The organism is Desulfitibacter alkalitolerans DSM 16504 (genome assembly GCF_000620305.1).
In the GTDB taxonomy this organism is placed as follows: domain Bacteria; phylum Bacillota; class DSM-16504; order Desulfitibacterales; family Desulfitibacteraceae; genus Desulfitibacter; species Desulfitibacter alkalitolerans.
The window spans coordinates 110,881-134,564 of the sequence record NZ_KK211106.1; the positions used below are offsets into that span (position 1 = coordinate 110,881).

Sequence of the window (23,684 nt, forward strand, 5' to 3'; positions counted from 1 at the left end):
GGGGGCATTGTGTGGAAACGTCTCATCCAAGTGGAACTGATAAAGATAATTTTGATAAAAATAAATATGGAGAAAGGGTTTGCCTTCATATTTTAATTCTCAATATTTTTCTATCTGTTATTAAGTTCATGGCAGGGGTACTGGGGAATAGTGTGGCTTTAATAGCAGATGCCTTCCATTCCTTGACGGATGTTTTCACTACAGCGTGTGTTATTATATGCTTGCGTATTTCCAAGCAGCCACCTGACAAGGAACACCCTTATGGACATGGGAAAATAGAATCTATAGCTGCAAAAATCATCTCCCTTGTATTAATTGGTGTGGGTTTGTTGATGCTGGTTGCTTCCGTTAGAAAGATATTAATTGGTAGTTTATTAATACCCACAGAAATTACAATCTGGGTTGCTGTCTTGTCTATCCTGGTCAAGGAATTTTCATATAGATATACCTTAATGGCCGCTAATAAAATACAAAGCACTGTTCTAGCTGCTGATGCCTGGCATCATAGGACTGATGCCTTGAGCTCAGTAGCAGCATTATTTGGTATAATAGGAGCGCGTTTTGGCTATCCCGTTTTAGACCCTGTTATGGCAGGGCTTGTCTCCCTGTTTATTGTCTGGGCAGGGTATAAACTGTTAAGAGAATCAATAGAAGAACTTATGGATACATTACCTGACAAGGATATTCCAAAACGTATTAAGGAACTATGTAATGAAGTGCCTGGTGTTAAAGGGGTCAGAAATATCAAGGTTAGAAAATATGGAGTCTTTTTAATAGTTGACTGTGTCATAGTGGTCAATCCCTTGATAACAGTAGACGAAGGACATCAGCTTGCTATTCTTTCAAAAAAAAGAATAATTGAAGACAATGACAATATCAAGGAAGTATTTATCCATGTTAGTCCCAATGAGAACCAGCCCCATGAAGAGAATGAAAATATGCTAAATAAGTAATTGTGAGGTAAAAATGCCATGGAGTTAATAATAATTGCCCTGCTAGCTGTTCTTATACTGCTCCTTATCTATTTTATTGTAAAAAAGGGAAATGAAAATACCAGAACCCTGGACCTGATTGTTAGAAATCACCTGGAAGGCTTTCGCCATGAAATTGAAGAATCAATGCTTTCTTCAAAAAAAGAAATGACTGATGCACGTGCAGATTTAAATAGACAAGCTGCAGATACCTTGAAATTTTTAGTTCAAATGCAGTCTACCATGGAGAGGGTTATTTCCCAGCAGGAGGAGGCCAACAGGCTTGGACAGTCCTTAAAGGATGTCCTGACAATGCCAAAGCTAAGGGGAAATTATGGAGAGGTCATACTTGAGGATTTGCTGGAAAAAATGCTTCCAATGGGCATGTGGCAGCGGCAGTATACAATATCCCCTGGATGTGTGGTAGACGCCATGATCAAATATAAAGACATGCTGGTACCGATAGACGCCAAATTTCCCAGGGATAACTATCTAAAATACCTTGAAAGTGAGGCAAAGCAGGACAAGGAGTATTATTGGAAATTATTTGAGAGAGATTTGCTCAATCAAATAAAAGAAACAGCCAGATATATTCAAACTGAGCATGGGACAGGGGATTTTGCCTTGATGTTTATTCCATCAGAAGCCATATACTATGAAACCATAGCAGACAAGAATTTCTATGGGCAGCCTTCCAGGATTTCTGAAGCTTTAGAAAAACATAAGGTTATTGCCGTAAGTCCAAGAAATTTTTATGCTTTTTTGCAAATTGTTTTAACCAGCATGAGAAACCTGGAAGTTTTAAATCATGCCAGGGAAGTGCAGAATAAGCTGGCTAGATTACAAAAGAAATATGCACATTTTTATAACAATTATGAGAAAATAGGCTACGAATTAAACAAGGCCTTTGAGGCCTATAAAACAGGAGACAGACATATCAGCATCTATAAAAGGGAGCTGGATGAGATAATATCCATTGGGCACATGGAAAGCGAGAGCAAAAATAATACTATTGAAGGAGAGAAGATATGAGGTTAGCTATTTTTGATTTTGATGGTACACTATTTCCCTTTGAAACCTTTCCCTTTCTTTATTCCCAGTGGAAAAAGCAAAAGCAATCTAAAATTAGATATTACAAGGGATTTGCCTCATTCATGCCAATCTACCTATTATATAAAGCAAAGTTGGTTTCATCAGAAAAAATGAGAAGAAAGGCAGTCTTTGAATTAGCCAGTCTTTTTAATGGAATGGACATGAAACAGATAGAAACATTTTTTGACGAGGCCTATAAGGACATGAAAGACCGTATAGACACTAATATGGTAAAGGAAATTAAAAAGTGTCAGGATGAGGGATTTCACCTTGTCCTGGTGTCAGGAGCACTAAAGCCCATACTGGACAGGGTGGCCCACGAGTATAAATTTAATGAGGTCATTGGGACAGAACTCACCATGAAGGGAAATAGAGCCTATTTCCATAAAAATTTCAAGTACATACAGGGAGAAGAAAAAGCTATTGCAGTAGTAAAAAAATACAAGCATCATGAAATTGACTGGAGGCACTGCAGGGCCTATGCAGACAGTTTCTCAGATCTAGCAATCATGGAATTAGTGGGTGAACCTGTTGCAGTTAGACCAGACAAGGACCTGCTGGATGTGGCCAGGGATAGAAAATGGAAGATAATTGACAGTCCTTCAATATGAGGGGCTTTGTTTTATATAGATTTTCTCCATGAAATTTTGGATTGGAATTAGTAATATTTTCTTTCTAATAGGAGAATTATAAATATAGATAGCCTTCATGGAGGAATAAATATTGTATATTACAAAATCCAAGATTTCCATAATAGGAACGGGGATGGTGGGCTCTTCCATAGCCTATGCCTTGATGATAAGTGGATTAACCTCCCGGCTTGTTCTTGTGGATATAGACGAAAAAAGGGCACAAGGGGAGGCCATGGATTTAAGTCATAGCGCTTCCTTTATCAAGCCAATCAAGATAACTGCAGGAGACTATGCAGATTGCAAGGGATCACAAATTGTCATAATTGCCGCCGGAGCTAATCAAAAACCTGGTGAAACCCGCCTTGAACTCACTAACAGAAATGTTGAAGTTTTAAATAGTATTATTAAGCCTTTATCCAAGCACTGCCCTGACAGTATTGTTCTCCTTGTCTCCAATCCTGTAGACATTTTGACCTATGTTACCCATAAATCAGGTTACTTTAAAAATGGAAGGGTTATTGGCTCAGGCACTGTTCTGGATACATCCCGGTTTAGATATTTAATTGGGCAGCATTGTCAGGTTGATCCCAGAAGTGTTCATGCATATGTTCTAGGAGAGCATGGTGATTCAGAGGTTTTAACATGGTCATCGGCAAGTATTGGGGGTATGAAGCTTTTAGATTTTTGCAGATTAGCCCCTGGAGCTAATGAAAACTGGAAAAAGGACATTGATTATAAAGTGCGCAAGGCTGCTTATGAAATAATAACAAGAAAGGGCTCCACCTATTATGCAATTGGCATGGCGACCAAGCGTATTGTAGAAGCAATTCTTAGAAATGAAAAATCTGTGCTGACAGTATCTGCAATGATAAATAATGCCTATGGGATAAGTGACGTATGCTTGAGCCTGCCAACAATAGTAGGCAGCAGGGGTATTATAAGAACCTTTGAACCAAAGCTGAGCACAGAAGAAATAACTGAATTACAAAGATCTGCAGATACTCTTAAAAAATACTTAAAAAACCTATAATTAAAAGCAGGATAATTAATGTTAAGAGCGAATAAGTCACTATAATGAACCTACTGTTCAGTGGGCGAACATATTTAAAATAATAATATTAATTTTTAGGAGGTACATAAAACCATGGCTGAAAGAAAGAAAATTACAATCCACACCTTAAGAGAAATGATGGAAAAGGGCGAACAAATAACAATGCTTACATGCTATGATTATCCAATGGCATTGATACAGGAAAGGGTTGGTATCGAGATTATACTTGTTGGTGACTCACTGGGTATGACTGTTTATGGATATGATGGAACCCTGCCAGTAACCATTGACATGTCAATTCGTCATACACAGGCAGTTCGCAAGGCCGCTCCTACCGCATTCCTGGTTGGTGACATGCCTTATATGACTTATCAGGTAAGCCCTGAAAAGGCCATTGAAAATGCAGGCAGAATGATGGCTGAAACAGGCTGCGATTGTGTGAAGCTTGAAGGTGGAGAAGAGATGGCTGATACTGTAAGAGCTTTAGTTAGAGCTACTATTCCAGTAATGGGCCACATTGGTATCACTCCACAATCAATGGCACAAATGGGTGGATTTAAAGCCCAGGGAAGAAGTGCAGAAGCAGCAATCAAGCTTATTAATGATGCAAAGGCTCTAGAAGAGGCCGGCATTTCCTTGCTGTTAGTTGAAGGTGTACCACCTGCAGTGCTTGCCGAAATAACAGAAAGAGCAAAAATTCCTGTAATTAGTTTAGGAGCTGGAGAAAAGGCCCATGGTCAATTACTAATAGTTCATGACATTTTAGGCTTCTTTGACGCTTTTGTGCCAAAGTTCGTTAAGAAATATGCCAATTTAAACGCTACCATTCATGAAGCTCTAGCAGCTTACAAGGATGAAGTTAAAACAGGGGCATATCCAGATGAAAAATATGTTTACGGCATGCCGCAAGAAGAGCTCGAAAAGATGAAGGAAATGTTGAAGAAGTAAGAGTGATAAAATAAAGCCTCCCATTACTTACACTAGTAAGTGATGGGAGGCTTTTACAAATTATTATCCCAAAAACACTTCCATCTGGTTTTAAGAACATTGGATTTTTTGGATGGGACGAAAAGGGAAACAGTAACCTTGCAGTGGCAAATTTAATTGATTCACAGGTTGTAGTATTGGATGCTCCAAATAAGACTAGATTTGACGAGTATATTGTTCCTAGTTGGGGCAGGAAATAGAGTAATCTTTTCTGCCGGTGGCAAATTATACTCAACTAATAATTAGGAGATTGGGTAAATGTATAAAAAACACTGATTACAAGTATCTTGCTTTTAGCATTGCTAGTAGTATCTCCATTAAGTGCTTATGGATATTCACATGACATTAGCTACGAAAAATTTACTTACCCTGGAGCTTATGCTGGCCAGCATTTTCTTTGGTCCCCATTTCGAGATGCTAGCAACAATGAACAATTTCGAACTGTCACAAGCAAATACAATAATCCTCGACCTCTAGTTTCTTCTCCTCATGGAGGAGTCGATTTTAGTACTAGTGGTCAAAATCTTAATCTATATAGTATTGGTAATGGAAAGGTTGTAGCTAAAAACACAAGTGATACCAGTGCACCTTTTGGTTTTTATGTAATTATTCAGTTAGATGTTAATAATGATTTGTATATCATTTTGATACAATGTCAAAAAAGATATTACTTGGACTAACATAACCCATACCTTCATAGATTTATCATAGGGTGATATTTATGAAATATATAAGAAATGTATTAAATGGGACTTCAAGAATCTTGATATTTATAATGGCAGTGATCTTATTCTTGGTCATAACAAGTGCAGCCTACCTTACTTTTATGTATAATCCCTTGATTAAAATGGAAATAACCTATGCCTGGCCTGAATACAAGGGCAAGCTGGTCATCAGGGATAAAAAAGAATTAACTGATTTTTTAAAGGTTTATAGAGAAATAGAAAGCATCCCAGGACAGCTCCGAGAAGAGGACTTTTACTATTTAGTAAAACTAGAATACAAAAGGAATCTGGAGCAGGTGGTTTTAGATAAAAAGCTTAAACTATACAATCCAGCAACAAAAAACTATGAATATTCTCCCCATGTACAGTCTTTTTTTGCCAGGCATATCACTGAACTTAATAACTCTTATTTTGGTGAGATCATAACTTGGCAGGAGATAGCTCCAAAAATACCCAAGGGAAAGGCCATAGAGCTTCGAGATATTGAGGCAGGGGTTACTTTTAGTATTAAGAGATATGGCGGGGTAAGTCATGCAGATATTGAGCCTTTAGATGTTGAGGATACACAAATTCTAAAAAATATCTATGGCAATTGGAGCTGGAAAAGGAGAGCAGTAGTAGCCACAATTGAGGGAAAGCAGTATGCAGCATCAATAAATGGAATGCCCCATGGCGGTGGTAAAATATGGGATAATGATTTCAGGGGACACTTTTGCCTGCATTTCTTATCAAGCAAAACCCATGGTAGGGGAAGAATTGACCCAGCCCACCAGCTCATGATTCACAAGGCTGGTGGAAAGCTGTCTGAGCTGCTGGATTTGGCCGAACCGGAAAACCTTACAGAATATGTTCTGGCTGCAATTGTAAGTGAGGACTTACTGCCAATTAGATATATTGTTGAAGGCCATGTAGAGGAGAATATCTGGAATGGCCTAAAAGGGATTCGCTATATTGCTGTAAATAGGGTTTACCAGAAGGAAGGCGGTGACCATGCTGCAGCAGTGGAGGTGGATGCTACATTCTACAAGGAGAACACTGCAGATTTTTCTCGCAGGGTTGTTTTTATGGAATATACCATGGATGAAGTAAGAAATAGCTGGAGGCTTAAAAGAGAAACGCTAGTTAATCTATATAATGAAGTGTTGAAAGAATAACCAACTAATGAACCAGCTAAATTAATTTTTACTTGAAGAAGTATATAAATAAATCCATAAATCCAATCTTGAATCTAAGTAAAGAATCCTTGACTTTTAGAAAAAATGCTATATCATATCAAGAAATAAGTCATTAAAAAAACAGCATACAATGAGGTGAACTAAAATGCTGCCCAAGATTGAACAAGCAAAAAATATAATAGGTGATTACAAAAGAGTTATAGTAGCATTTTCAGGGGGCGTGGATAGCTTGTACTTGCTAAAACTTGCCGTTGAAACCCTTGGAAAAGAAAATATTCTGGCAGTAACTGCAAAATCACCCCTTTCCACAGTTGGGGAAGCGGAAAATGCCAGGCATTTAAGCAATAACCTGGGAGTGGGGCATATGATTGTAGAGCTGGATGAGCTGTCTGAGCCAAAAATAGCAAATAATCCAATAGACAGATGCTACCACTGCAAGAGGTTTCGCTATGAACAATTAATGAGGCTAAAGGATGAGGGCGGTTATGATGCTATCCTGGATGGGTCAAACTTTTCGGATTTGAGTGATTACAGGCCAGGAATGCGAGCTTGTGAGGAACTGGGTATTGTAAGCCCTTTAAAGCTGGCGGGGTTTACTAAGGATGAGATAAGGCAACAGCTCAAAACCCTGGGTATTCCCCAATGGGATACTCCATCCCGAGCCTGCCTGGCATCTCGAATACCCTATGGCGACCGGCTGACCAGGGACAAGCTTGCCAGGGTTGATAATGCAGAGCAGTTTTTAATGTCACTAGGGTTTAAAAATCTGCGTGTAAGGCTCCATGGTGATATTGCCAGAATTGAACTGCCAAAGAAGGATATGCATTTAATATTTGAAAAAAACCTTACTGAAGTAATTTCCGAAGAATTAAGGAAATATGGCTGTAAATTTGTTACATTAGATTTAGAAGGGTTGCGCAGCGGCAGCCTAAACCCAGATAAGGAGGTGTTGGCAAATGAAGGTAGCAAATACAATTACTGATTTAATTGGCAGGACTCCCCTTGTGAGGCTAAATAGAATGAATAGGGGTCTTTATGGGGAAGTTGTAGTAAAGCTGGAGGCCTTTAATCCAGGTGGAAGTGTAAAAGACAGGATAGCCTTGAGCATGATCGAGAGTGCAGAAAAAGAAGGAATCCTTGGTAAGGATTCGGTTATCATAGAACCGACAAGCGGAAATACTGGAGTTGGCCTGGCTATGGTTGCAGCTGCAAAGGGCTATAAGCTTATACTTACCATGCCTGACACCATGAGCATTGAAAGAAGAAAAATATTGGCGGCCTTTGGAGCTGAACTTGTTTTAACTCCTGGTGCAGAGGGCATGAGAGGAGCCATAAAAAAAGCCGAGGAAATAAGTGCCAGCACAGAAAAAAGCTTTATGCCCCAGCAGTTTATCAATAAGGCCAATCCACAAATACATAGGGAGACTACTGCCATGGAGATATGGGAGGATACTCATGGAAAGGTGGATATTTTTGTAGCCGGGGTAGGAACAGGTGGTTCCATTACTGGAGCAGGAGAAGTATTAAAGGCTAAAAAACACTCTATCAGACTGGTTGCTGTTGAACCTTATGATTCACCAGTATTGTCAGGGGGCAATCCTGGTCCTCATAAAATCCAGGGTATAGGAGCAGGTTTTGTTCCAGAAATACTCAATGTTAAGATTATAGATGAGATATATAAGATTAAAACAGAAGAAGCCTATGAAACAGCCCGCAGGCTAGCTGCAGAGGAAGGTATTCTAGCCGGCATTTCATCAGGTGCCAACCTTTATGCGGCACTGCAGGTTGCTGCCAGGGAGGAAAACAAGGGCAAGCTAATTGTAGTAATTCTACCTGATACTGGAGAAAGATATTTGTCAACTCCTTTATTTGATAAGGATTAAACCTGCTGCCTTTTGTACAGGCTGTACAAAAGGCAGCTTATTTTTTCCTCTACTATGAACATGTCTAAAACATATATAAAAGAGTACCATATAATAGAGGGTCAAGGAAAAGGCCTTGTTATTCTATTTATTTTTAGATATTATTAAAGAGGTTGTGTTTTCATCACCTTAGGCTTAATATTTGGTTTTCCTTTTGTACAAACATTCAATACAAATCAACTTAAGGAGGGATTAATTAATATGGGTGAATTCTTTACCCGTATGGGTGATGGCTCCGGTATTTATATGAGTGCAGAAGACATTCGCTGGGACCTTGAAGAGGGTACCAGGGATGCTGCAGATCGTGGCAAAATACCTGAGCTAACCAAAGAAGAATTAGATCAGTTGTTTGAAATTATTACCATGCCTGGCAATGTTGTAGGCGTGGAAAGGGGCAATGAGGTTGTTACTACCTCTGATTCTGGAGGCTGTAAAATTACCTATCATGCCAACATAGCTATTGATAGATCAACGGCTGTTTTAATCCACGAAAAGGTACTGGGTGCCGATTCATTGGATATTGGACACATAGATTATAGCTATAAGGCAGTAAAGCCAGTAATGCATAATGAGGCAGCAGTAATGGAGCTTGCCCAGCTAAATAGTGTAATGCCAGTGCTATATGGTTCAATGCCAAATCTAGGACTATATACAAAGCCAGATGGACCAGTTGAGAACTGGGCCGAGCTTTTGCCTCAAGGAAAGATTGCAGAAGCAAGAGCCGCCCAGGAAGAAGCTGTAGAGCATGCTGTTAGAGACATAGTTTTTGTAGCAGGGGGCATGTATGAAGCTGGAGCGGATGGAATAAATCTTGACACATGTGGAGCCTCAGGTGATGCTGATGTTTTGGCTGCTTTGAAGGCGATCGAAATAATTAAGCAAAAATATCCAGACTTGGGTGTGGAAATGGGCATGGCTGGAGAGTTTGTATTGGGAATGCACGGTCAACTGGAATACCATGGTGTACGCCTGGCAGGTCTGTATCCCCACAAACAGGTTAAACTGGCTGAAAAAGCTGGTGCAAATATCTTTGGTCTTGTGGTTAATACAAATAGTAATATGAGTTTTCCCTGGAACATAGCACGTACTGTTACTTTCGTAAAAGCATGTACAGAGGCAGCAACAATTCCGGTGCATGTAAATGTAGGCATGGGTGTGGGAGCAATCCCCATGACTGAAGTTCCTCCAGTAGATGCTGTTTCCAGAGCAGACAAGGCAATTGTGGAAATTGGCAAGGCTGACGGGTTGTAGATAGGCGTAGGCGATCCCTTCGGTTTAGAGGTTACTCATGAAGTTGCCGTTGGCATGGGCGGAATTCGTACTGCCGGAGATCTGGTGTTACGTATGCAACTTGCCAAGGGCATGAAAATAAATGAGGCCAAAAAATACGTTGCAGAAAAGTTAGGAGTTTCCCCCATAGATTTAAGTGACTGCTATGTTATGAAAGAGGTAAGAGAGGATCTTAATATCGGACGCACCATACCAGTTGCAGGAATTGCCAGGGGAATGGAAGCAAAAATTAGAATTGCAAAGGTTTTAGGCATTAAGATAAATTCAGTTGAGCGTTTTATGGCAAAGTCAGGAATCTAATGTATAGGGGGTAAAAGGTTTGAGCAAAGAGCTAATTTTAGAACAGGCTAGACAATCCATACTAAAATGTGATCCCAAAAAAGCTGTTGAAGTTGCAAAGCAAGCCCTGGCTGAGGGTTTAGACCCTGTAGAGGTTTTAAGTGAAGGCTTTAGTGATGGTATTCGACAGGTGGGAGACTTATTTGGAAGAGGAGAACTGTTCCTTCCAGAGCTTATCTCAGCTTCTCAAGTTATGAAAGAGGCATCTAATGTATTAGAGGAAGCCATTGAAGCAAGTGCAAGCAAAAACAAGGGCAAAATGTTAATTGCTACTGTTGAGGGAGATGTCCATGACATAGGGAAAGGCATAGTTGTTTCACTGGTCAAGGCCCAGGGTATAGAGGTTATTGATTTGGGACGTGAGGTGCCGGTGCCAACAATTATCGAAAAGGCAGTAGCAAATAATGTAAATATTATTGGCACAAGTGCATTGCTGACAACAACAATGCCAGAGCAGAAAAAGCTTGAGGATGTTCTTCGCAAGGAAGGACTAAGAGATAGATTTAAAACCATGGTTGGCGGTGCGCCCTGCACCCAGCGCTGGGCAGATAGAATAGGCGCAGATGCCTATGCAGAAGATGCTGCTGAAGCAGTTAGGAAAGCATTGGCTCTATTAAACTAACTAATAGATTAACTAATAATGTAAAAACGGCTGTTTTATAGGCAGCCGTTTTTTCTTTTTACTTGGTCCTTTTGTACATTTTGTATAAAAGGGCCAATGTGTTTTTCTGATAATATGCATATGTGAAAAATTGGAGCCAGTTAGTATGATTAAACCAGGAAATACATCTGGAAGGGCGTTGTTTATTTATGTTTTTGGATGTCATAACCAAAAGAGGATATGAATCCATTTCCTTTGTTGGCATGGCAAAAAATGTAGGTAAGACAACAGCCTTTAATTTTTTGCTGAAGGAATGCTTTCAAAACCAATATCCTATTGGCATAGCTTCCCTGGGAAGAGATGGCGAAAAGAGAGATGTGATTTTTAATTTTGAAAAGCCAAGCATATGGATAGAAGCAGGCACCATGGCTGCAGTAGCCATGGAAACAATAACTGAAAACAGCATTCCCCTTGAGATACTTGAGGATACAGGTTACTCCAGTCCACTTGGGCAAATATATATCACCAGGGCTAAAAAATCTGGTTATCTAGAAGTTGCAACTACTCCATCAGCTCAAAGGATGAAAAACATAGTAAAGCTCATGAAGTCTCTTGGTGCAAGGCTTGTTGTAGTTGATGGCGCAATTGACAGGGTTAGTTCAGCAGCACCGGAAATAACTGATTGTACAATTCTGGCCACTGGTGCAGCTCTTCACACGAATATGGAAACAGTTGTGCGTAAGACAGCTGCCAGGGTCCAACAGCTTACCCTGCCCATGCTAAAAGATAGTGATGGTCTTTTAGCCATAGAAAAAAAATCAAGTAGTGGCCAATGGCCTTTAATAATAGGAGATAATGGAACCCATGCAATTATGCATAAAAATTTTCTGGGCTATGAAAGGCAGCTTTTATCCTTTTTAAACAACCATGAGCTTAAATACGTATATATCAATGGAGCAGTACTAGAGGGATTACTGAACTTTTTTATTAATAATAGGAAGCTGCTGCAAAATACTACCCTGGTAATAAATAATGGAGCCAAGGTTTTAGTGGATTATGTAATCTGGGAAAGGTATATGAAATATCATGGCAGCATAAGTGTAATCAAACCCATAAACCTGATGACCATTACATGCAACCCCACATCTCATAAGGGATATGCCTTTTCTCCGGAAGAGTTTGCAGGCTGTCTTGCTGACAGGATAGGAACCATGAAGGTAGTTGATGTTGTGGCAGGTATCTGTATATAAAATGTTATTGGGGGAATTAGCTCCACCATAATTGGAGGGGCAATTATACCTTGTCAAGGAGGGGAAGATGAAGAAATGAATAGGTTGAACTTAGATCAGGCTTTAATAGCTAAAGCCAGGAATGGGGCAATAAAAATTGCTAATGATATTCAAAGTCATATAGACCAAAGAACTACCACATCAGTAGAAAGAGCAGTTTTACGGCTCTTTGGCATAGATGGAATTACTGAGGATGGAATTCCCCTGCCCAATGTAATCGTTGATGGAATTTTACATTCAGGGAGGCTTGGGTTAGGTGCTGGGTATTGGTTTGCAAATGGGATTTTACATTACCAGATATCACCGCAAGACCTGGCCCAGGAGATAGCTGCTGGTAAAATCAACCTGACCAGTGTGCCAGTGAAAGATGAAGGGGCCATTAGGGAGCAAATGGAGGAGCTTTCACAGCTTGGGATTTCTAGAATTGTTGAAAAGAAACTAGAAAGAGATATGCTCATGGCAAGGCTGGGGCAGGGCATTGAACCCCTGCTGTATGTAATAGTTGCAACAGGCAATATCTATGAAGATGTAAAACAGGCTCAAGCTGCTGCACGTCAAGGGGCAGATATTATTGCTGTCATCAGGACAACTGGTCAAAGTCTTTTAGACTATGTTCCCTATGGACCTACAACTGAGGGGTTTGGAGGCACCTATGCCACCCAGGAAAACTTTAGGATTATGAGGCAGGCCCTGGATGAGGTGGGTGAAGAGGCAGGAAAATATATTAGGCTGACGAACTACTGTTCAGGCTTGTGCATGCCCGAGATGGCTGCCATGGGTGCAATGGAACGATTGGATGTTATGTTAAATGACTCCATGTATGGGATCATTTTTAGAGACATTAACATGGAGCGAACTTTTGTAGATCAGTACTTTTCCAGAATTATTAATGGCTTTGCCAATATTATCATTAACACGGGAGAGGATAACTATCTGACCACAGCTGATGCCTATGAAGCTGCACATACGGTTACAGCTTCTCAGTTTATCAATGAACAGCTGGCTCTGAAATGTGGTATGGTGCCCGAGCAGATAGCTTTAGGTCATGCATATGAGATAAATCCTGAAATGGAGAACAGTTTTGTGTATGAGTTAGCCCAGGCATTACTGGCTAGAGAGCTATTCCCCAGGTCTCCACTTAAGTACATGCCCCCAACCAAATATATGACAGGCAATATTTTCAAGGGTCATATCCAGGATTGCATGTTTAATATTGCTTCAATTATGTCAGGTCAAAGCATTCATCTTCTCGGTATGCTGACTGAAGCAATACATACTCCCCATATCAGTGATCGGTATTTAGCTGTGGAGAGTGCAAGGTATGTCTTTACTGCAATGAGGGATATAGCTCAAGAAATATATTTTAAGGAAGATGGAATTATTCAAAAAAGGGCACAGCAGGTGTTGACAGATGCTGTTAGCTTTCTTGAAAAAGTTGCTGAAGTGGGCCTTATGGAGTCTATCAGCATGGGAATGTTTGCAGATATATCCAGGGATCCTAAAGGCGGCAAGGGGCTCACAGGTGTAGTATATAAGGAGCCTGGATATTTTAATCCCTTTATTAATGCCATGCTCAAGGGAGGGAATTAAATGGAGGCCAATCTTACAAGGATTAAACCTTATGGTGATACCCTGGATGACGGGGCTGTTCAGCTGTCCTTTACACTGCCAATTGATTATTCTGATGAAGCTGTGGAGGCGGCCAGACTCCTGGTCCAAAAAATGGGCTTTGCTGATCCTAAGGTTGTTTTTTCCAGGGACATTGGCAGGGGCTTTTCCTACTTTATAGTTTACGGAAAAGCAAAGGAAAGTATTGATGTTACAAAGGTTAAGGTTCAAAAACTAAAGGTAAATGTTATGGATAAGGGAGAGATAGAGGCCTTTATTAAAAAGAACTTTGGCAGAAATCTTAATGTAGTTGGCGCCTGTATTGAAAGTGACGCCCATACAGTGGGCATAGACGCAATAATGAATATGAAGGGCTATAACGGGCATAAAGGCCTGGAAAGCTACAAGGGAATAAATGCATATAACCTTGGTTCTCAGGTTAGCTGTGAAGAGCTTGCAGGAAAGACTATTGAACTAAAGGCTGATGCAGTTCTTGTATCACAAGTGGTAACTCAAAAGGACATTCATATTGCTAATTTAACAAAGTTAGTTGAAATTTTGGAAGCAGAGTGTATTAGAGACCAGGTACTTTTAGTAGTAGGAGGCCCCAGGATAGATAACAAACTAGCCCAGGAATTGGGCTATGATGCAGGATTTGGTCCTGGCACCTATGCGGAGGATGTTGCTTCATATCTAGTACAAGAATTAAAGAGGAGAGAAAGGGAGGTAATTCAAGAATGAAAAAAGGATGCCCATATGGAACCCACAGGGTAATTGAACCAAAGGGGGTATTGCCGCAGCCAGCCTGGAAGATTGATAATAATATGGACATATATGACAACGAGATTTTAATTGATGTTAGAACTTTAAATATTGATAGTGCCAGCTTCACCCAAATAAAAAAGCAGGCCCAGGATAATGAGGAAAGTATAAAAGAAATGATGCTTGATATTGTGGGGAAAAGAGGCAAGCATCATAATCCGGTAACAGGTTCAGGTGGGATGCTTATTGGTACTGTAGAACAAATTGGAAGCTCCCTGGAAGGCAGAATGCCATTAAAGGTTGGGGACAAAATAGCTACCCTTGTATCCCTTTCATTGACACCATTAAGAATAGATGAAATCAAAACAGTTCATATGCACAAGGATCAGGTGGATATAAAGGGCAAGGCAATTTTATTTGAAAGCGGCATATATTCAAAGCTTCCAGAGGATATGTCTGAACCTTTAGCCCTGGCCATACTTGATGTTGCAGGTGCTCCTGCCCAGACAGCCAGGCTTGTAAAACCAGGTGATACAGTGTTTATCATAGGTGCAGGCGGGAAGTCAGGAATGCTTTGTGCCTATGAAGCCAAAAAACGAGCAGGTGTTACAGGCAGAATAATTGGCATGGGTTCTGGGGCCAGCAGCTGTCAAAGAATGAAAGAGTTAGGCCATGTTGATGACATACTTCAGCTTGACGCAACAGATGCACTATCTGTATATGAAGCTGTAAAAGAATTAACAAAGGGTAACATGGCAGACGTTACAATAAACTGTGTTAATATTCCCAATACAGAAATGGCTTCAATCCTTGCCACAAAAGATGGAGGTACGGTGTATTTCTTCAGCATGGCTACCAGTTTTACTGCAGCAGCGCTAGGTGCAGAAGGAGTAGGCAAGGATGTTAACATGATTGTTGGTAACGGATATACCAAGGATCATGCAGAAATTTCCCTGGCTATTGCCAGGGAAAGTCCAGATCTGTTAAATATGCTTGAGAAGCTATTTGTATAGAGTTGTATAGGGGGATCCCACAATGGACTATCAGGGAATGATAAGGGTTAGAATGAGTGATCACGATGCCCATTACGCCGGAGGATTGGTTGATGGCGCCAGGATGATGCAGCTTTTTGGTGACGTTGCTACCGAGCTGCTAATAAGGCTAGATGGAGATGAGGGATTATTTGTTGCCTATGACAATGTTGAGTTTTTAGGGCCAGTTTATGCAGGTGATTTTATTGAAGCCACAGGCAGAATTGTAAAAATCGGAAACACTTCAAGGAAAATGGAGTTTGAGGCTAAAAAGGTCATTACGGCAAAAAGAAATGGCAGGCATGAATCGGCAGCTGATGTTCTAGATGAACCTGTCCTGGTTGGCAGGGCTTCAGGAACATGTGTAGTTCCAAAGGATAAACAAAGAAAGTCAGGAGGTGAGGTCTAGGATGCAAAAGCTTATTATTACTGCGGCAATTAATGGGGCAGAAGTGACAAAGGAACAGCAGCCCGGACTGCCTATTCTTCCTGATGAGGTAGGCCAGGAAGCAGCAGAGTGTGAAAAAGCAGGTGCTTCAATTATTCATCTCCATGGAAGAGATGAGGCCGGTAGGCCTACCCAGGATAGTGAGATTTTCAGGAAGTACATTGAAGCAATTAAAGTAAAATCCAATGTTATTATTCAAACGTCTACAGGCGGAGCTGTAGGAATGGCACCAGAGGAGAGACTGCAGCCAGTATCTCTTGCACCTGAAATGGCAACCCTGACAACAGGAACAGTAAACTTTGGGGAGGAGGTTTTCTACAATGCTCCCAGGGATATTGAGAAGTTTGCTGCATATATGAAAGAAATGGGTGTAAAGCCTGAAATTGAAGTGTTTGATGTAGGCATGATAAATAATGCCATGGTTCTGGTAAAAAAGGGGTTGCTTAGTTTACCCCTTCACTTTGATTTTGTCATGGGAGTTCCAGGAGGCATTACCGGAACACCAAAGAATCTCTTGCATTTGGTAGAATCCATTCCAGAGGGATCTACCTGGTCAGTTGCTGGCATAGGCAGAGCTGAACTGCCCCTGGCTGTAATGGCAATTATTTTGGGAGGGCATGTCAGGGTAGGCTTTGAGGATAATATCTATTATTCAAAGGGTGTACTAGCAGAATCAAATGCCCAGTTGGTGCAAAGGATAGCAAGGATAGCCGGGGAGCTTGGAAGAGAAGTGGCCACACCAGATGAAGCCAGACAAATCTTAGGTATATCTGGCAAAAGCCAAAATCAGATAAGAGGCACAACCTCTTATGGCTCATCCTAAATGGGGGTGAAATCATGGTTAAAATACTGACACCGCAAGAAGCAATAAGCAAAATGCAAGACGGAATGACAGTAGCAATAGGGGGATTTCTTGGCTGCGGCTGTCCAGACATGCTAATAGACGAAGTAATCAAACAAGGCTACAAAAACCTGACCCTAATCTGCAACGACACAGGCTTTCCAGGCAGGGGAGTAGGCAAGCTGCAGGATGACAACAGACTTGCCAGAGCCTACGTATCCTATATAGGAGCACACCCGGAAACAGGCAGACAAATGCAAACAGGAGAAATGGAAGTAATCTTAACACCCCAGGGCAGTATAGCAGAAATGCTAAGAGCAGCAGGAGCAGGACTAGGGGGAGTTTTAACACCAACAGGCATAGGCACAATAGTAGAAGAAGGAAAACAAGTGCTAACCATAGAAGGAAAACAATATATACTAGAAAAACCATTAAAAGCAGATGTTGCCCTACTAAAGGCCCATAAAGCCGACAAAAGGGGAAACCTGGTCTATAGAAGAGCAGCCAGGAACTTTAACCCGGTAATGGCAACAGCAGCAGACCTGGTAATTGTTCAAGCAGAAGAACTAGTAGAAACAGGAGAAATAGACCCTGATATGGTGCATACCCCTGGAGTCTATGTAGACATTTTGGTCAATATGGAGGGGAGCCAAAATGGATAAAAATGAAAAAAGAATAATGATAGCCAAAAGAATAGCCAAAGAACTAGTAGATGGAACAGTAGTTAACCTTGGCATTGGAATGCCTACAATGTGCGCCAACTATGTACCAGAAGGCGTAGATGTAATGTTTCAATCAGAAAATGGATTTATAGGCATAGGACCGGCACCAACAGCAGCAGAAGAAATAGACAAAGACTGCGTTAACGCAGGAGCCTCGCCAGTTACAATACTCCCAGGAGGAAGCTGTTTTGACAGTGCAACCTCCTTTGGAATAATCAGGGGAGGACATATCCATACCACAGTCCTGGGAGCATTACAAGTAGACCAGGAAGGCAACCTGGCAAACTGGATGGTACCAGGAAAAATGGTACCAGGAATGGGTGGAGCAATGGACCTGGTAGTAGGGGCCAAAAGGGTCATAATTGCCATGGAACACGCAGCCAAAGACGGAAGTCCCAAAATCCTAAAAAAATGCACCCTGCCCCTTACAGCAAAAAAAGAAGTTGACCTGATAGTAACAGACATGGCCGTCATAGAAGTAACAAAAGAAGGCCTGGTACTAAAAGAAATAGCCCCAGGAACAACAGTAGAAGAAATAAAAAAAGCAACAGAAGCAGAATTAATAATACCACAAGACATTAAAACCATAACCCTTTAAACAAAATATACCAAAGAAACAAGAAAAAGGAGGCAAGACAGATGAGAAGGGCAGTAATAGTAAGTGGAGCAAGAACACCAATAGGAGCCTTTGGAGGAACCCTGGCCAACACATCAGCAGTTGAACTAGGAGCCATTGTAATCAAAGAAGCAATCAAAAGAGCCCAGATTACCCCAGAACAAGTAGACGAGGTCATAATGGGCAACATCCTGCAAGCAGGCCTTGGGCAAAACCCAGCAAGACAATCAGCCATAAAAGCCGGACTACCCTATAAAGTACCTGCCATGACAATAAACAAAGTCTGCGGCTCAGGACTAAAATCAGTTATCCTGGCAGCCCAGGCAGTTATCCTTGGCGATGCAGACATAATAGTAGCAGGAGGCATGGAAAACATGTCCATGGCACCCTATCTCCTGGACAAAGCACGCACAGGCTATAAAATGGGAGATGGAAAACTAATAGACTCCATGATAAAAGACGGCCTCTGGTGTGCCTTTGAAGACGTGCATATGGGAATTACAGCAGAAAACCTGGCTGAAAAGTGGAACATAAGCAAAGAAGAGCAAGACGACTTTGCAGCCAAAAGTCAGCAAAAAGTAGAACAGGCAAAAAAAGAAAAAAAGTTTAATGACGAAATAGTGCCAGTAATCATACCCCAGAAAAAGGGAGACCCGCTAGTATTTTCAGAAGATGAATTTCCAAGAAGCGGAGTAACAGCTGAGGGCTTAGGAAAACTTCGCCCCGCTTTTAAAAAAGATGGAACAGTATCAGCAGGGAATGCCTCGGGAATAAATGATGGAGCAGCAGCAGTGGTAGTTATGTCAGAAGAAAAGGCCAGTCAATTGGGAATAAAACCCCTGGCATATATCAAGTCCTATGCATCAACAGGAGTAGAGCCGACCATTATGGGAATAGGCCCAGTATCAGCAGTAGAAAAGGCCATAAAAAAAGCAGGAATAAAACTAGAAGACATAGATGTTATAGAAGCAAATGAAGCATTTGCAGTACAATCCTTGGCTGTATCTAAAGAGCTTGCATGGGATATGGAAAAGGTTAATAAAAATGGTGGAGCCATCAGCCTGGGACATCCCATTGGAGCCAGTGGAACCAGGATTCTAGTTACTCTACTTTATCAGATGCTAAGAGATGACAGCAAACTCGGCCTGGCAACCCTTTGCATTGGCGGAGGCCAGGGTGTTGCTGCTGTTTTGGAGAGGTAGAAAGGATGAGTATCATGGATATAAATAAAATTATGGTAGTGGGAGCAGGTCAAATGGGAGCAGGCATTGCCCAGGTGGCTGCAGCAGCTGAAATAGAGGTATATCTATATGATATAGAAGAAAGCCTTGTTCAAAAAGGGCTGAAATCCATAAACAGGTTTTTAGAAAAGTCAGTGGAAAAGGGAAAGCTTGATATAGTTAAGAAGGATGCTGTAATAAAATGTATTGTGCCATGTACTGATTTAAATGAAGCCGTCCAGGTACAATTGGTTATAGAAGCCGTTGTGGAAGACTACAATATAAAAACTGAAATTTTTAAAAACCTTGACACAATATGCCCTGAAGAAACCATACTGGCTTCAAACACCTCGTCCCTTTCCATAACAGCCCTTGCAAAAAATGTTCAACGCAGGGATAAATTCATAGGAATGCATTTTATGAACCCTGTTCCCCTTATGAATTTAGTTGAAATTATTAAAGGACTGGACACATCCCAGAAAACTTATGAAATAATTAAAAAAGCAGGAGAGAAAATGGGTAAAACCTGTGTTGAGGTTCAGGATTTCCCAGGATTTGTTTTAAATAGAGTACTTATTCCCATGATAAATGAAGCAGCGTATGCAGTTTATGAAGGGGTAGCTAGTGTTGAGGATGTGGATACGGTCATGACTTTAGGAGCAAACCATCCCATGGGGCCACTGGCCCTGGCTGACCTGATAGGCCTGGATACCTGCCTGGCAATAATGGAGGTTTTACATGGACAATATGGAGACAGCAAGTATAGACCCTGCCCTCTTTTAAGAAAATATGTAAATGCGGGCTATTTAGGCAGAAAGTCAGGCAGAGGTTTCTATAACTATCAATAAATCTATAATCTGCTCTGTTCTAATGTGGGGACATTTCCCAAAAAAACAGCCAGGAGAACCGTCCCCCTGGTTTGGAAAAGGAGGATTTTAATGTATCAAAATATAACTTATACAGTAGAAGATAATATTGGAAATTTAATTATAAATAGACCGAATTCTTTAAATAGTTTAACTAGAGATGCATTGAATGAGGTTCTTTCAGTACTTGACAGCCTTTCCAAAGATGTAAGGGTCCTTTTGGTTGCCGGAGCAGGGGAAAAAGCTTTTGCAGCAGGCGCTGACATTAAAGAAATGTCCGATTTTTCTCCTGAGGAGGCCATGGAATATGTAAAATTGGGGCACAAGGTTTTTAACGCAATTGAAGAGCTGCCAATACCTGTAATAGCTGTAATCCAGGGTTACTGCCTGGGAGGGGGCCTGGAACTGGCCATGGCCTGTGATATTAGAATTGCATCAGAAAGGGCACGTTTCGGTCAGCCAGAGGTTGGCTTGGGTATTATACCAGGCTTTGGGGGAACTCAAAGACTGCCCAGACTTGTTGGCAAGGGGATAGCATTAGAGCTAATGATTACAGGTAGTATAATTGATGCAAAAAGGGCGTATGAAATAGGCCTGGTAAACCATGTGTTTAGCCCAGACCTTTTGCTGGAAAAATCATATGAAATTGCCAATATTTTAAAAGCAAAAAGCTCCAGTGCAATTTCTTTTATAAAAGACTCTGTGAATCAAGGCTTCAATATTTCCATGAAGGAGGCCCTGTCCTATGAAACCAGGCTGTTTGGACTTTGTTTTACAAAGCAAGATTTTAGAGAAGGATTTAAGGCCTATTTTGAAAAAAGGAAGCCCAATTTTAGGTAGCTTGGGTTTGTGATTTTTATACAGATTGTATAATTATTATATTATAAAACCTTGTAGGAGTTTTGGCAGCATTGTAGAATAGTATGTATTGGGGTGAGAGCATCGTGGAGTTTCATCTGAATGAAGGTATAGAAAAACACATTTTTTTAAGCATATTAGATGCAATAGATAGTGCCATAACCGTTATAGATTGTAATGGTGTAACTATTTTTTACAATAAGGCTGCCAGTAAAATTGAGGGTTTGGACCCTGAAGAGGTCATTGGAAAGCATCTTTTATCCATATACCCCAGTCTTAATGAAAACAATAGCTCGCTTTTGACTGTTTTAAAAACCAAATGGCCGGTTGTAGAGCAGCAGCAAACTCTGGTAACACGTACTGGAAAAAAGGCAACAGTTGTCTACTCCACCTATCCTCTTTTTAAAGACGGGGTACTAATAGGTGCATTTGATATTTCCAGGGATATAACAGAGATCAAAAACCTGTCTGAAAGACTTGTTGATTTACAGGCCAAGCTCATGGACAGCAAAAAGAGCCCAATGGCTTCCTCTGCAATGGCTCCTTCCCATAATAGTAATTATGCAAGTATCTATACCCTGGATGATATTATTGGTGAAAGTCCAAGTATTGTAAAATTAAAAAAGCTTGCTCAAAGGGTTGCCTATAGCCCATCTCCCATATTAATATATGGAGAAACGGGTACTGGCAAGGAAGTTCTGGTACAGGCTATTCATAACGAGGGGACAACCAGCACTAAGCCCTTTGTTGCACAAAACTGTGCTGCGTTACCTGCTACCCTGCTAGAGAGTATTCTCATGGGTACTGTAAAGGGAAGCTTTACTGGTTCCGAGGATAGGCCAGGACTATTGGAAATAGCTCATGAGGGAACTCTCCTGCTGGATGAGATTAATTCCATGCCCCTGGACCTTCAGAGTAAAATTTTAAGAGTGCTTCAGGAAGGTTCCTTTAGAAGGATTGGTGATACAAAACTAAGATATGCCAGGCCGCGAATAGTGGCATGTACAAATGTAGATCCTGCTGAGGCTGTTAAAAATAAGCAGCTGCGCATTGACCTTTATTACAGGTTAAATGTTATTTCCTTGTACATTCCACCCTTGAGAGAAAGGAAGGAAGATATTCCCCTTCTTGTAAAGCATTTTATCAGCAGACTTAATGATAAGTTTCATATAAATATTAAGGGTGTTGACGATAGGGTTATGTCAGCTTTTCATTGCTATGACTGGCCTGGAAATGTTAGAGAATTACAGCATTGTTTGGAGCATGCAGTAAATGTCATGTCAGGCTCAACTATAAAATCGGACCATCTGCCTTTTTACTTTACAAGTCACTTTAACAAAAAAAATATTATTGAAACCAAAGCACCACAAATTTCCAATTTTCAGTCCCTGCCGGAAACATTAAATTCCATTGAAGGCACTTTAATTTTGGAGGCTTTAAAGGAAAGTAATTGGAATGTGACACAGGCTGCTCGTATGCTCAAAATTCCCAGGCAAACCCTTCAGTACAAAATGCGTAATTTAGAATTGGATAAGAATAAGGGAGGCAGCTTATGAGCCTCTTGATTATGTCCCTATTGATTGGTATTTTTTTAGGACTAAGAAAGATTCTTTCCCGAAAATTATTAAAGATTATTGGTAAGCTAACCTTTGCCAGCATACTTTTTATTATAGCTGCTTTAGGTGCAAAAATCACTTTAGATGAAGCTGTACTTAACAGTATTGGAATTCTTAGTATAAAAGCACTTATTCTCATGCTTTCAGCAGTTGCCGGCAGTGTAATTGTTGTTTGGTTAATGGAAAAAAGGCTAAACCTGTTAAAATGTGATCCAGTAAATGCTCAAGAAGACCCTTTGGTAGCTAATGATAGCTCCCCTGTTCAGGTAAGCAATTATTCCTTTGTTAAAAGGGTGCTGATCACACTACTAATTGGAGGCATTTTAGGTAAAATAGCACCCCTTGAATTGCAAACATTGGATTTGACAATTACAACATCTTTATATATTTTATGTTTTGGGGTTGGCACAGAAATAGGAAGTGATGACAATCTGTTAAAAAGCCTCAAAGGCTTAAGCTGGAAATGTATTCTTGTGCCCTTTGGAGTTTTATTAGGAAGCTCATTAGGTGGTTTTCTAGCCAGCCTGTTTATATCAGTGGATGCTAAAAGTGCCATTGCCATTGGGGCTGCATGTGGGTTTTATAGTGTTGCAGGGGGAGTTTTGGCAAGTCTGGTGGGGTCTGATGTTGGTACAATTGCCTTTTTAACCAATTTTTTTAGAGAGATTGGCTCCTTTCTAATAATTCCCCTTTTAGCCACAAGAGTTAGCCCAATTTCAGCCAGCACGCCTGGGGGGGCAACTGCCATGGATACCACCCTGCCATTAATATTTAAATCTTTAGGGACAAGGGTAGCTCTTATTGCCATGATAAGTGGTGTAGTTTTAACGATTATTGTTCCAATTTTGCTGCCAATTATCCTATCTTTTTAGATGCATATATGGTTGGCTTATTAGTGAGGGTTGGCACTTAGCTGATACTGCAAAAAGCACATAGGAGGTGACATATATAGACAATAATGCCAAATAATGAGAATTGTCAGAAAAAAGGTAATGGCCATTACAAAAATTGAAAACAGGAGG

The 23,684-nt window shown here is 40.7% G+C and carries 22 protein-coding genes and 1 pseudogene; all 23 read left to right on the top strand.

Translation table 11 applies throughout. The features are described from left to right. The first annotated feature begins 11 nt into the window (after positions 1-11). Positions 12-953 (top strand): cation diffusion facilitator family transporter, encoded by a 942-nt coding sequence (locus K364_RS0121405; RefSeq protein WP_028309694.1) that lies wholly within the window; start codon positions 12-14, stop codon positions 951-953. 18 nt (positions 954-971) lie between these two features. Beyond that, positions 972-2,003 (top strand): DNA recombination protein RmuC, encoded by a 1,032-nt coding sequence (locus tag K364_RS25935; protein WP_028309695.1) that lies wholly within the window; start codon positions 972-974, stop codon positions 2,001-2,003. Continuing rightward, complete coding sequence (locus K364_RS0121415) at positions 2,000-2,674, top strand: HAD-IB family hydrolase (RefSeq protein WP_028309696.1); 675 nt, start codon at positions 2,000-2,002, stop codon at positions 2,672-2,674. The genes K364_RS25935 and K364_RS0121415 overlap by 4 nt, the downstream gene beginning before the upstream one ends. Positions 2,675-2,786: 112 nt before the next feature. Next, positions 2,787-3,725, top strand: coding sequence for an L-lactate dehydrogenase (locus tag K364_RS0121420; RefSeq protein ID WP_277995633.1), 939 nt, complete (start codon positions 2,787-2,789; stop codon positions 3,723-3,725). A gap of 114 nt (positions 3,726-3,839) precedes the next feature. Then, positions 3,840-4,694, top strand: a complete 855-nt coding sequence (panB, locus tag K364_RS0121425; protein ID WP_028309698.1) for a 3-methyl-2-oxobutanoate hydroxymethyltransferase — start codon at positions 3,840-3,842, stop codon at positions 4,692-4,694. A 760-nt stretch (positions 4,695-5,454) separates the two neighbouring features. Continuing rightward, positions 5,455-6,612 carry a hypothetical protein gene (locus K364_RS25940; protein ID WP_051534308.1) on the top strand — a complete coding sequence of 386 codons (1,158 nt, stop codon included), beginning with the start codon at positions 5,455-5,457 and terminating at the stop codon, positions 6,610-6,612. 166 nt (positions 6,613-6,778) lie between these two features. Further along, a complete protein-coding gene (gene larE / locus K364_RS0121435) occupies positions 6,779-7,615 on the top strand; it encodes an ATP-dependent sacrificial sulfur transferase LarE (protein ID WP_028309699.1) in 837 nt (278 codons plus the stop codon). After that, complete coding sequence (gene cysK, locus K364_RS0121440) at positions 7,590-8,516, top strand: cysteine synthase A (RefSeq protein WP_028309700.1); 927 nt, start codon at positions 7,590-7,592, stop codon at positions 8,514-8,516. Before larE ends, cysK begins: the two co-directional genes overlap by 26 nt. Positions 8,517-8,756: 240 nt before the next feature. Further along, positions 8,757-10,145 (top strand): annotated as a pseudogene (gene mtbB / locus K364_RS0121445) ([dimethylamine--corrinoid protein] Co-methyltransferase). Between the two features lie 19 nt (positions 10,146-10,164). Beyond that, a complete protein-coding gene (locus K364_RS0121455; protein ID WP_028309703.1) occupies positions 10,165-10,806 on the top strand; it encodes a methyltransferase cognate corrinoid protein in 642 nt (213 codons plus the stop codon). 188 nt (positions 10,807-10,994) lie between these two features. Then, positions 10,995-12,035, top strand: a complete 1,041-nt coding sequence (kamB, locus tag K364_RS0121460) for a lysine 5,6-aminomutase reactivase subunit KamB (RefSeq protein ID WP_028309704.1) — start codon at positions 10,995-10,997, stop codon at positions 12,033-12,035. Between the two features lie 75 nt (positions 12,036-12,110). Beyond that, complete coding sequence (kamD, locus tag K364_RS0121465; protein ID WP_028309705.1) at positions 12,111-13,664, top strand: lysine 5,6-aminomutase subunit alpha; 1,554 nt, start codon at positions 12,111-12,113, stop codon at positions 13,662-13,664. Then, positions 13,665-14,423, top strand: coding sequence for a lysine 5,6-aminomutase subunit beta (gene kamE, locus K364_RS0121470; RefSeq protein WP_028309706.1), 759 nt, complete (start codon positions 13,665-13,667; stop codon positions 14,421-14,423). Then, positions 14,420-15,457: an L-erythro-3,5-diaminohexanoate dehydrogenase gene (gene kdd, locus K364_RS0121475; RefSeq protein ID WP_028309707.1), complete on the top strand. Its 1,038-nt coding sequence runs from the start codon at positions 14,420-14,422 to the stop codon at positions 15,455-15,457. The genes kamE and kdd overlap by 4 nt, the downstream gene beginning before the upstream one ends. Before the next feature lie 22 nt (positions 15,458-15,479). Beyond that, a complete protein-coding gene (kal, locus tag K364_RS0121480; RefSeq protein WP_028309708.1) occupies positions 15,480-15,884 on the top strand; it encodes a 3-aminobutyryl-CoA ammonia lyase in 405 nt (134 codons plus the stop codon). A gap of 1 nt (position 15,885) precedes the next feature. Then, on the top strand, positions 15,886-16,746 hold the full coding sequence (kce, locus tag K364_RS25210; protein WP_051534310.1) for a 3-keto-5-aminohexanoate cleavage enzyme: 861 nt from the start codon (positions 15,886-15,888) through the stop codon (positions 16,744-16,746). 14 nt (positions 16,747-16,760) lie between these two features. Further along, on the top strand, positions 16,761-17,426 hold the full coding sequence (locus tag K364_RS0121490) for a CoA transferase subunit A (RefSeq protein ID WP_028309709.1): 666 nt from the start codon (positions 16,761-16,763) through the stop codon (positions 17,424-17,426). Beyond that, positions 17,419-18,084, top strand: a complete 666-nt coding sequence (locus K364_RS0121495) for a 3-oxoacid CoA-transferase subunit B (RefSeq protein ID WP_028309710.1) — start codon at positions 17,419-17,421, stop codon at positions 18,082-18,084. The genes K364_RS0121490 and K364_RS0121495 overlap by 8 nt, the downstream gene beginning before the upstream one ends. Before the next feature lie 41 nt (positions 18,085-18,125). Next, a complete protein-coding gene (locus K364_RS0121500) occupies positions 18,126-19,304 on the top strand; it encodes an acetyl-CoA C-acetyltransferase (RefSeq protein WP_028309711.1) in 1,179 nt (392 codons plus the stop codon). Between the two features lie 14 nt (positions 19,305-19,318). Further along, the gene (locus K364_RS0121505) at positions 19,319-20,170 is read left to right on the top strand and encodes a 3-hydroxybutyryl-CoA dehydrogenase (protein ID WP_028309712.1); all 852 of its coding nucleotides are present in this window, start codon (positions 19,319-19,321) and stop codon (positions 20,168-20,170) included. A 90-nt stretch (positions 20,171-20,260) separates the two neighbouring features. Continuing rightward, the gene (locus tag K364_RS0121510) at positions 20,261-21,028 is read left to right on the top strand and encodes an enoyl-CoA hydratase/isomerase family protein (protein WP_035270634.1); all 768 of its coding nucleotides are present in this window, start codon (positions 20,261-20,263) and stop codon (positions 21,026-21,028) included. A gap of 104 nt (positions 21,029-21,132) precedes the next feature. Beyond that, positions 21,133-22,602, top strand: coding sequence for a sigma-54 interaction domain-containing protein (locus K364_RS0121515; protein ID WP_028309714.1), 1,470 nt, complete (start codon positions 21,133-21,135; stop codon positions 22,600-22,602). Beyond that, complete coding sequence (locus tag K364_RS25945; protein ID WP_051534311.1) at positions 22,599-23,534, top strand: LysO family transporter; 936 nt, start codon at positions 22,599-22,601, stop codon at positions 23,532-23,534. Before K364_RS0121515 ends, K364_RS25945 begins: the two co-directional genes overlap by 4 nt. Positions 23,535-23,684 lie beyond the last annotated feature (150 nt).

Bases quoted from the DNA above. Each gene is read 5' to 3' on its own strand.
- K364_RS0121415 (WP_028309696.1), top strand. From the start codon at position 2,000: ATGAGGTTAGCTATTTTTGATTTTGATGGTACACTATTTCCCTTTGAA.
- K364_RS0121505 (WP_028309712.1), top strand. From the start codon at position 19,319: ATGGATATAAATAAAATTATGGTAGTGGGAGCAGGTCAAATGGGAGCA.
- K364_RS0121500 (WP_028309711.1), top strand. From the start codon at position 18,126: ATGAGAAGGGCAGTAATAGTAAGTGGAGCAAGAACACCAATAGGAGCC.
- kce (WP_051534310.1), top strand. From the start codon at position 15,886: ATGCAAAAGCTTATTATTACTGCGGCAATTAATGGGGCAGAAGTGACA.
- cysK (WP_028309700.1), top strand. From the start codon at position 7,590: ATGAAGGTAGCAAATACAATTACTGATTTAATTGGCAGGACTCCCCTT.
- larE (WP_028309699.1), top strand. From the start codon at position 6,779: ATGCTGCCCAAGATTGAACAAGCAAAAAATATAATAGGTGATTACAAA.
- kdd (WP_028309707.1), top strand. From the start codon at position 14,420: ATGAAAAAAGGATGCCCATATGGAACCCACAGGGTAATTGAACCAAAG.
- panB (WP_028309698.1), top strand. From the start codon at position 3,840: ATGGCTGAAAGAAAGAAAATTACAATCCACACCTTAAGAGAAATGATG.
- kamB (WP_028309704.1), top strand. From the start codon at position 10,995: ATGTTTTTGGATGTCATAACCAAAAGAGGATATGAATCCATTTCCTTT.
- K364_RS0121490 (WP_028309709.1), top strand. From the start codon at position 16,761: ATGGTTAAAATACTGACACCGCAAGAAGCAATAAGCAAAATGCAAGAC.
- kal (WP_028309708.1), top strand. From the start codon at position 15,480: ATGGACTATCAGGGAATGATAAGGGTTAGAATGAGTGATCACGATGCC.
- kamD (WP_028309705.1), top strand. From the start codon at position 12,111: ATGAATAGGTTGAACTTAGATCAGGCTTTAATAGCTAAAGCCAGGAAT.
- K364_RS25935 (WP_028309695.1), top strand. From the start codon at position 972: ATGGAGTTAATAATAATTGCCCTGCTAGCTGTTCTTATACTGCTCCTT.
- K364_RS25940 (WP_051534308.1), top strand. From the start codon at position 5,455: ATGAAATATATAAGAAATGTATTAAATGGGACTTCAAGAATCTTGATA.
- K364_RS0121495 (WP_028309710.1), top strand. From the start codon at position 17,419: ATGGATAAAAATGAAAAAAGAATAATGATAGCCAAAAGAATAGCCAAA.
- kamE (WP_028309706.1), top strand. From the start codon at position 13,665: ATGGAGGCCAATCTTACAAGGATTAAACCTTATGGTGATACCCTGGAT.
- K364_RS0121510 (WP_035270634.1), top strand. From the start codon at position 20,261: ATGTATCAAAATATAACTTATACAGTAGAAGATAATATTGGAAATTTA.
- K364_RS25945 (WP_051534311.1), top strand. From the start codon at position 22,599: ATGAGCCTCTTGATTATGTCCCTATTGATTGGTATTTTTTTAGGACTA.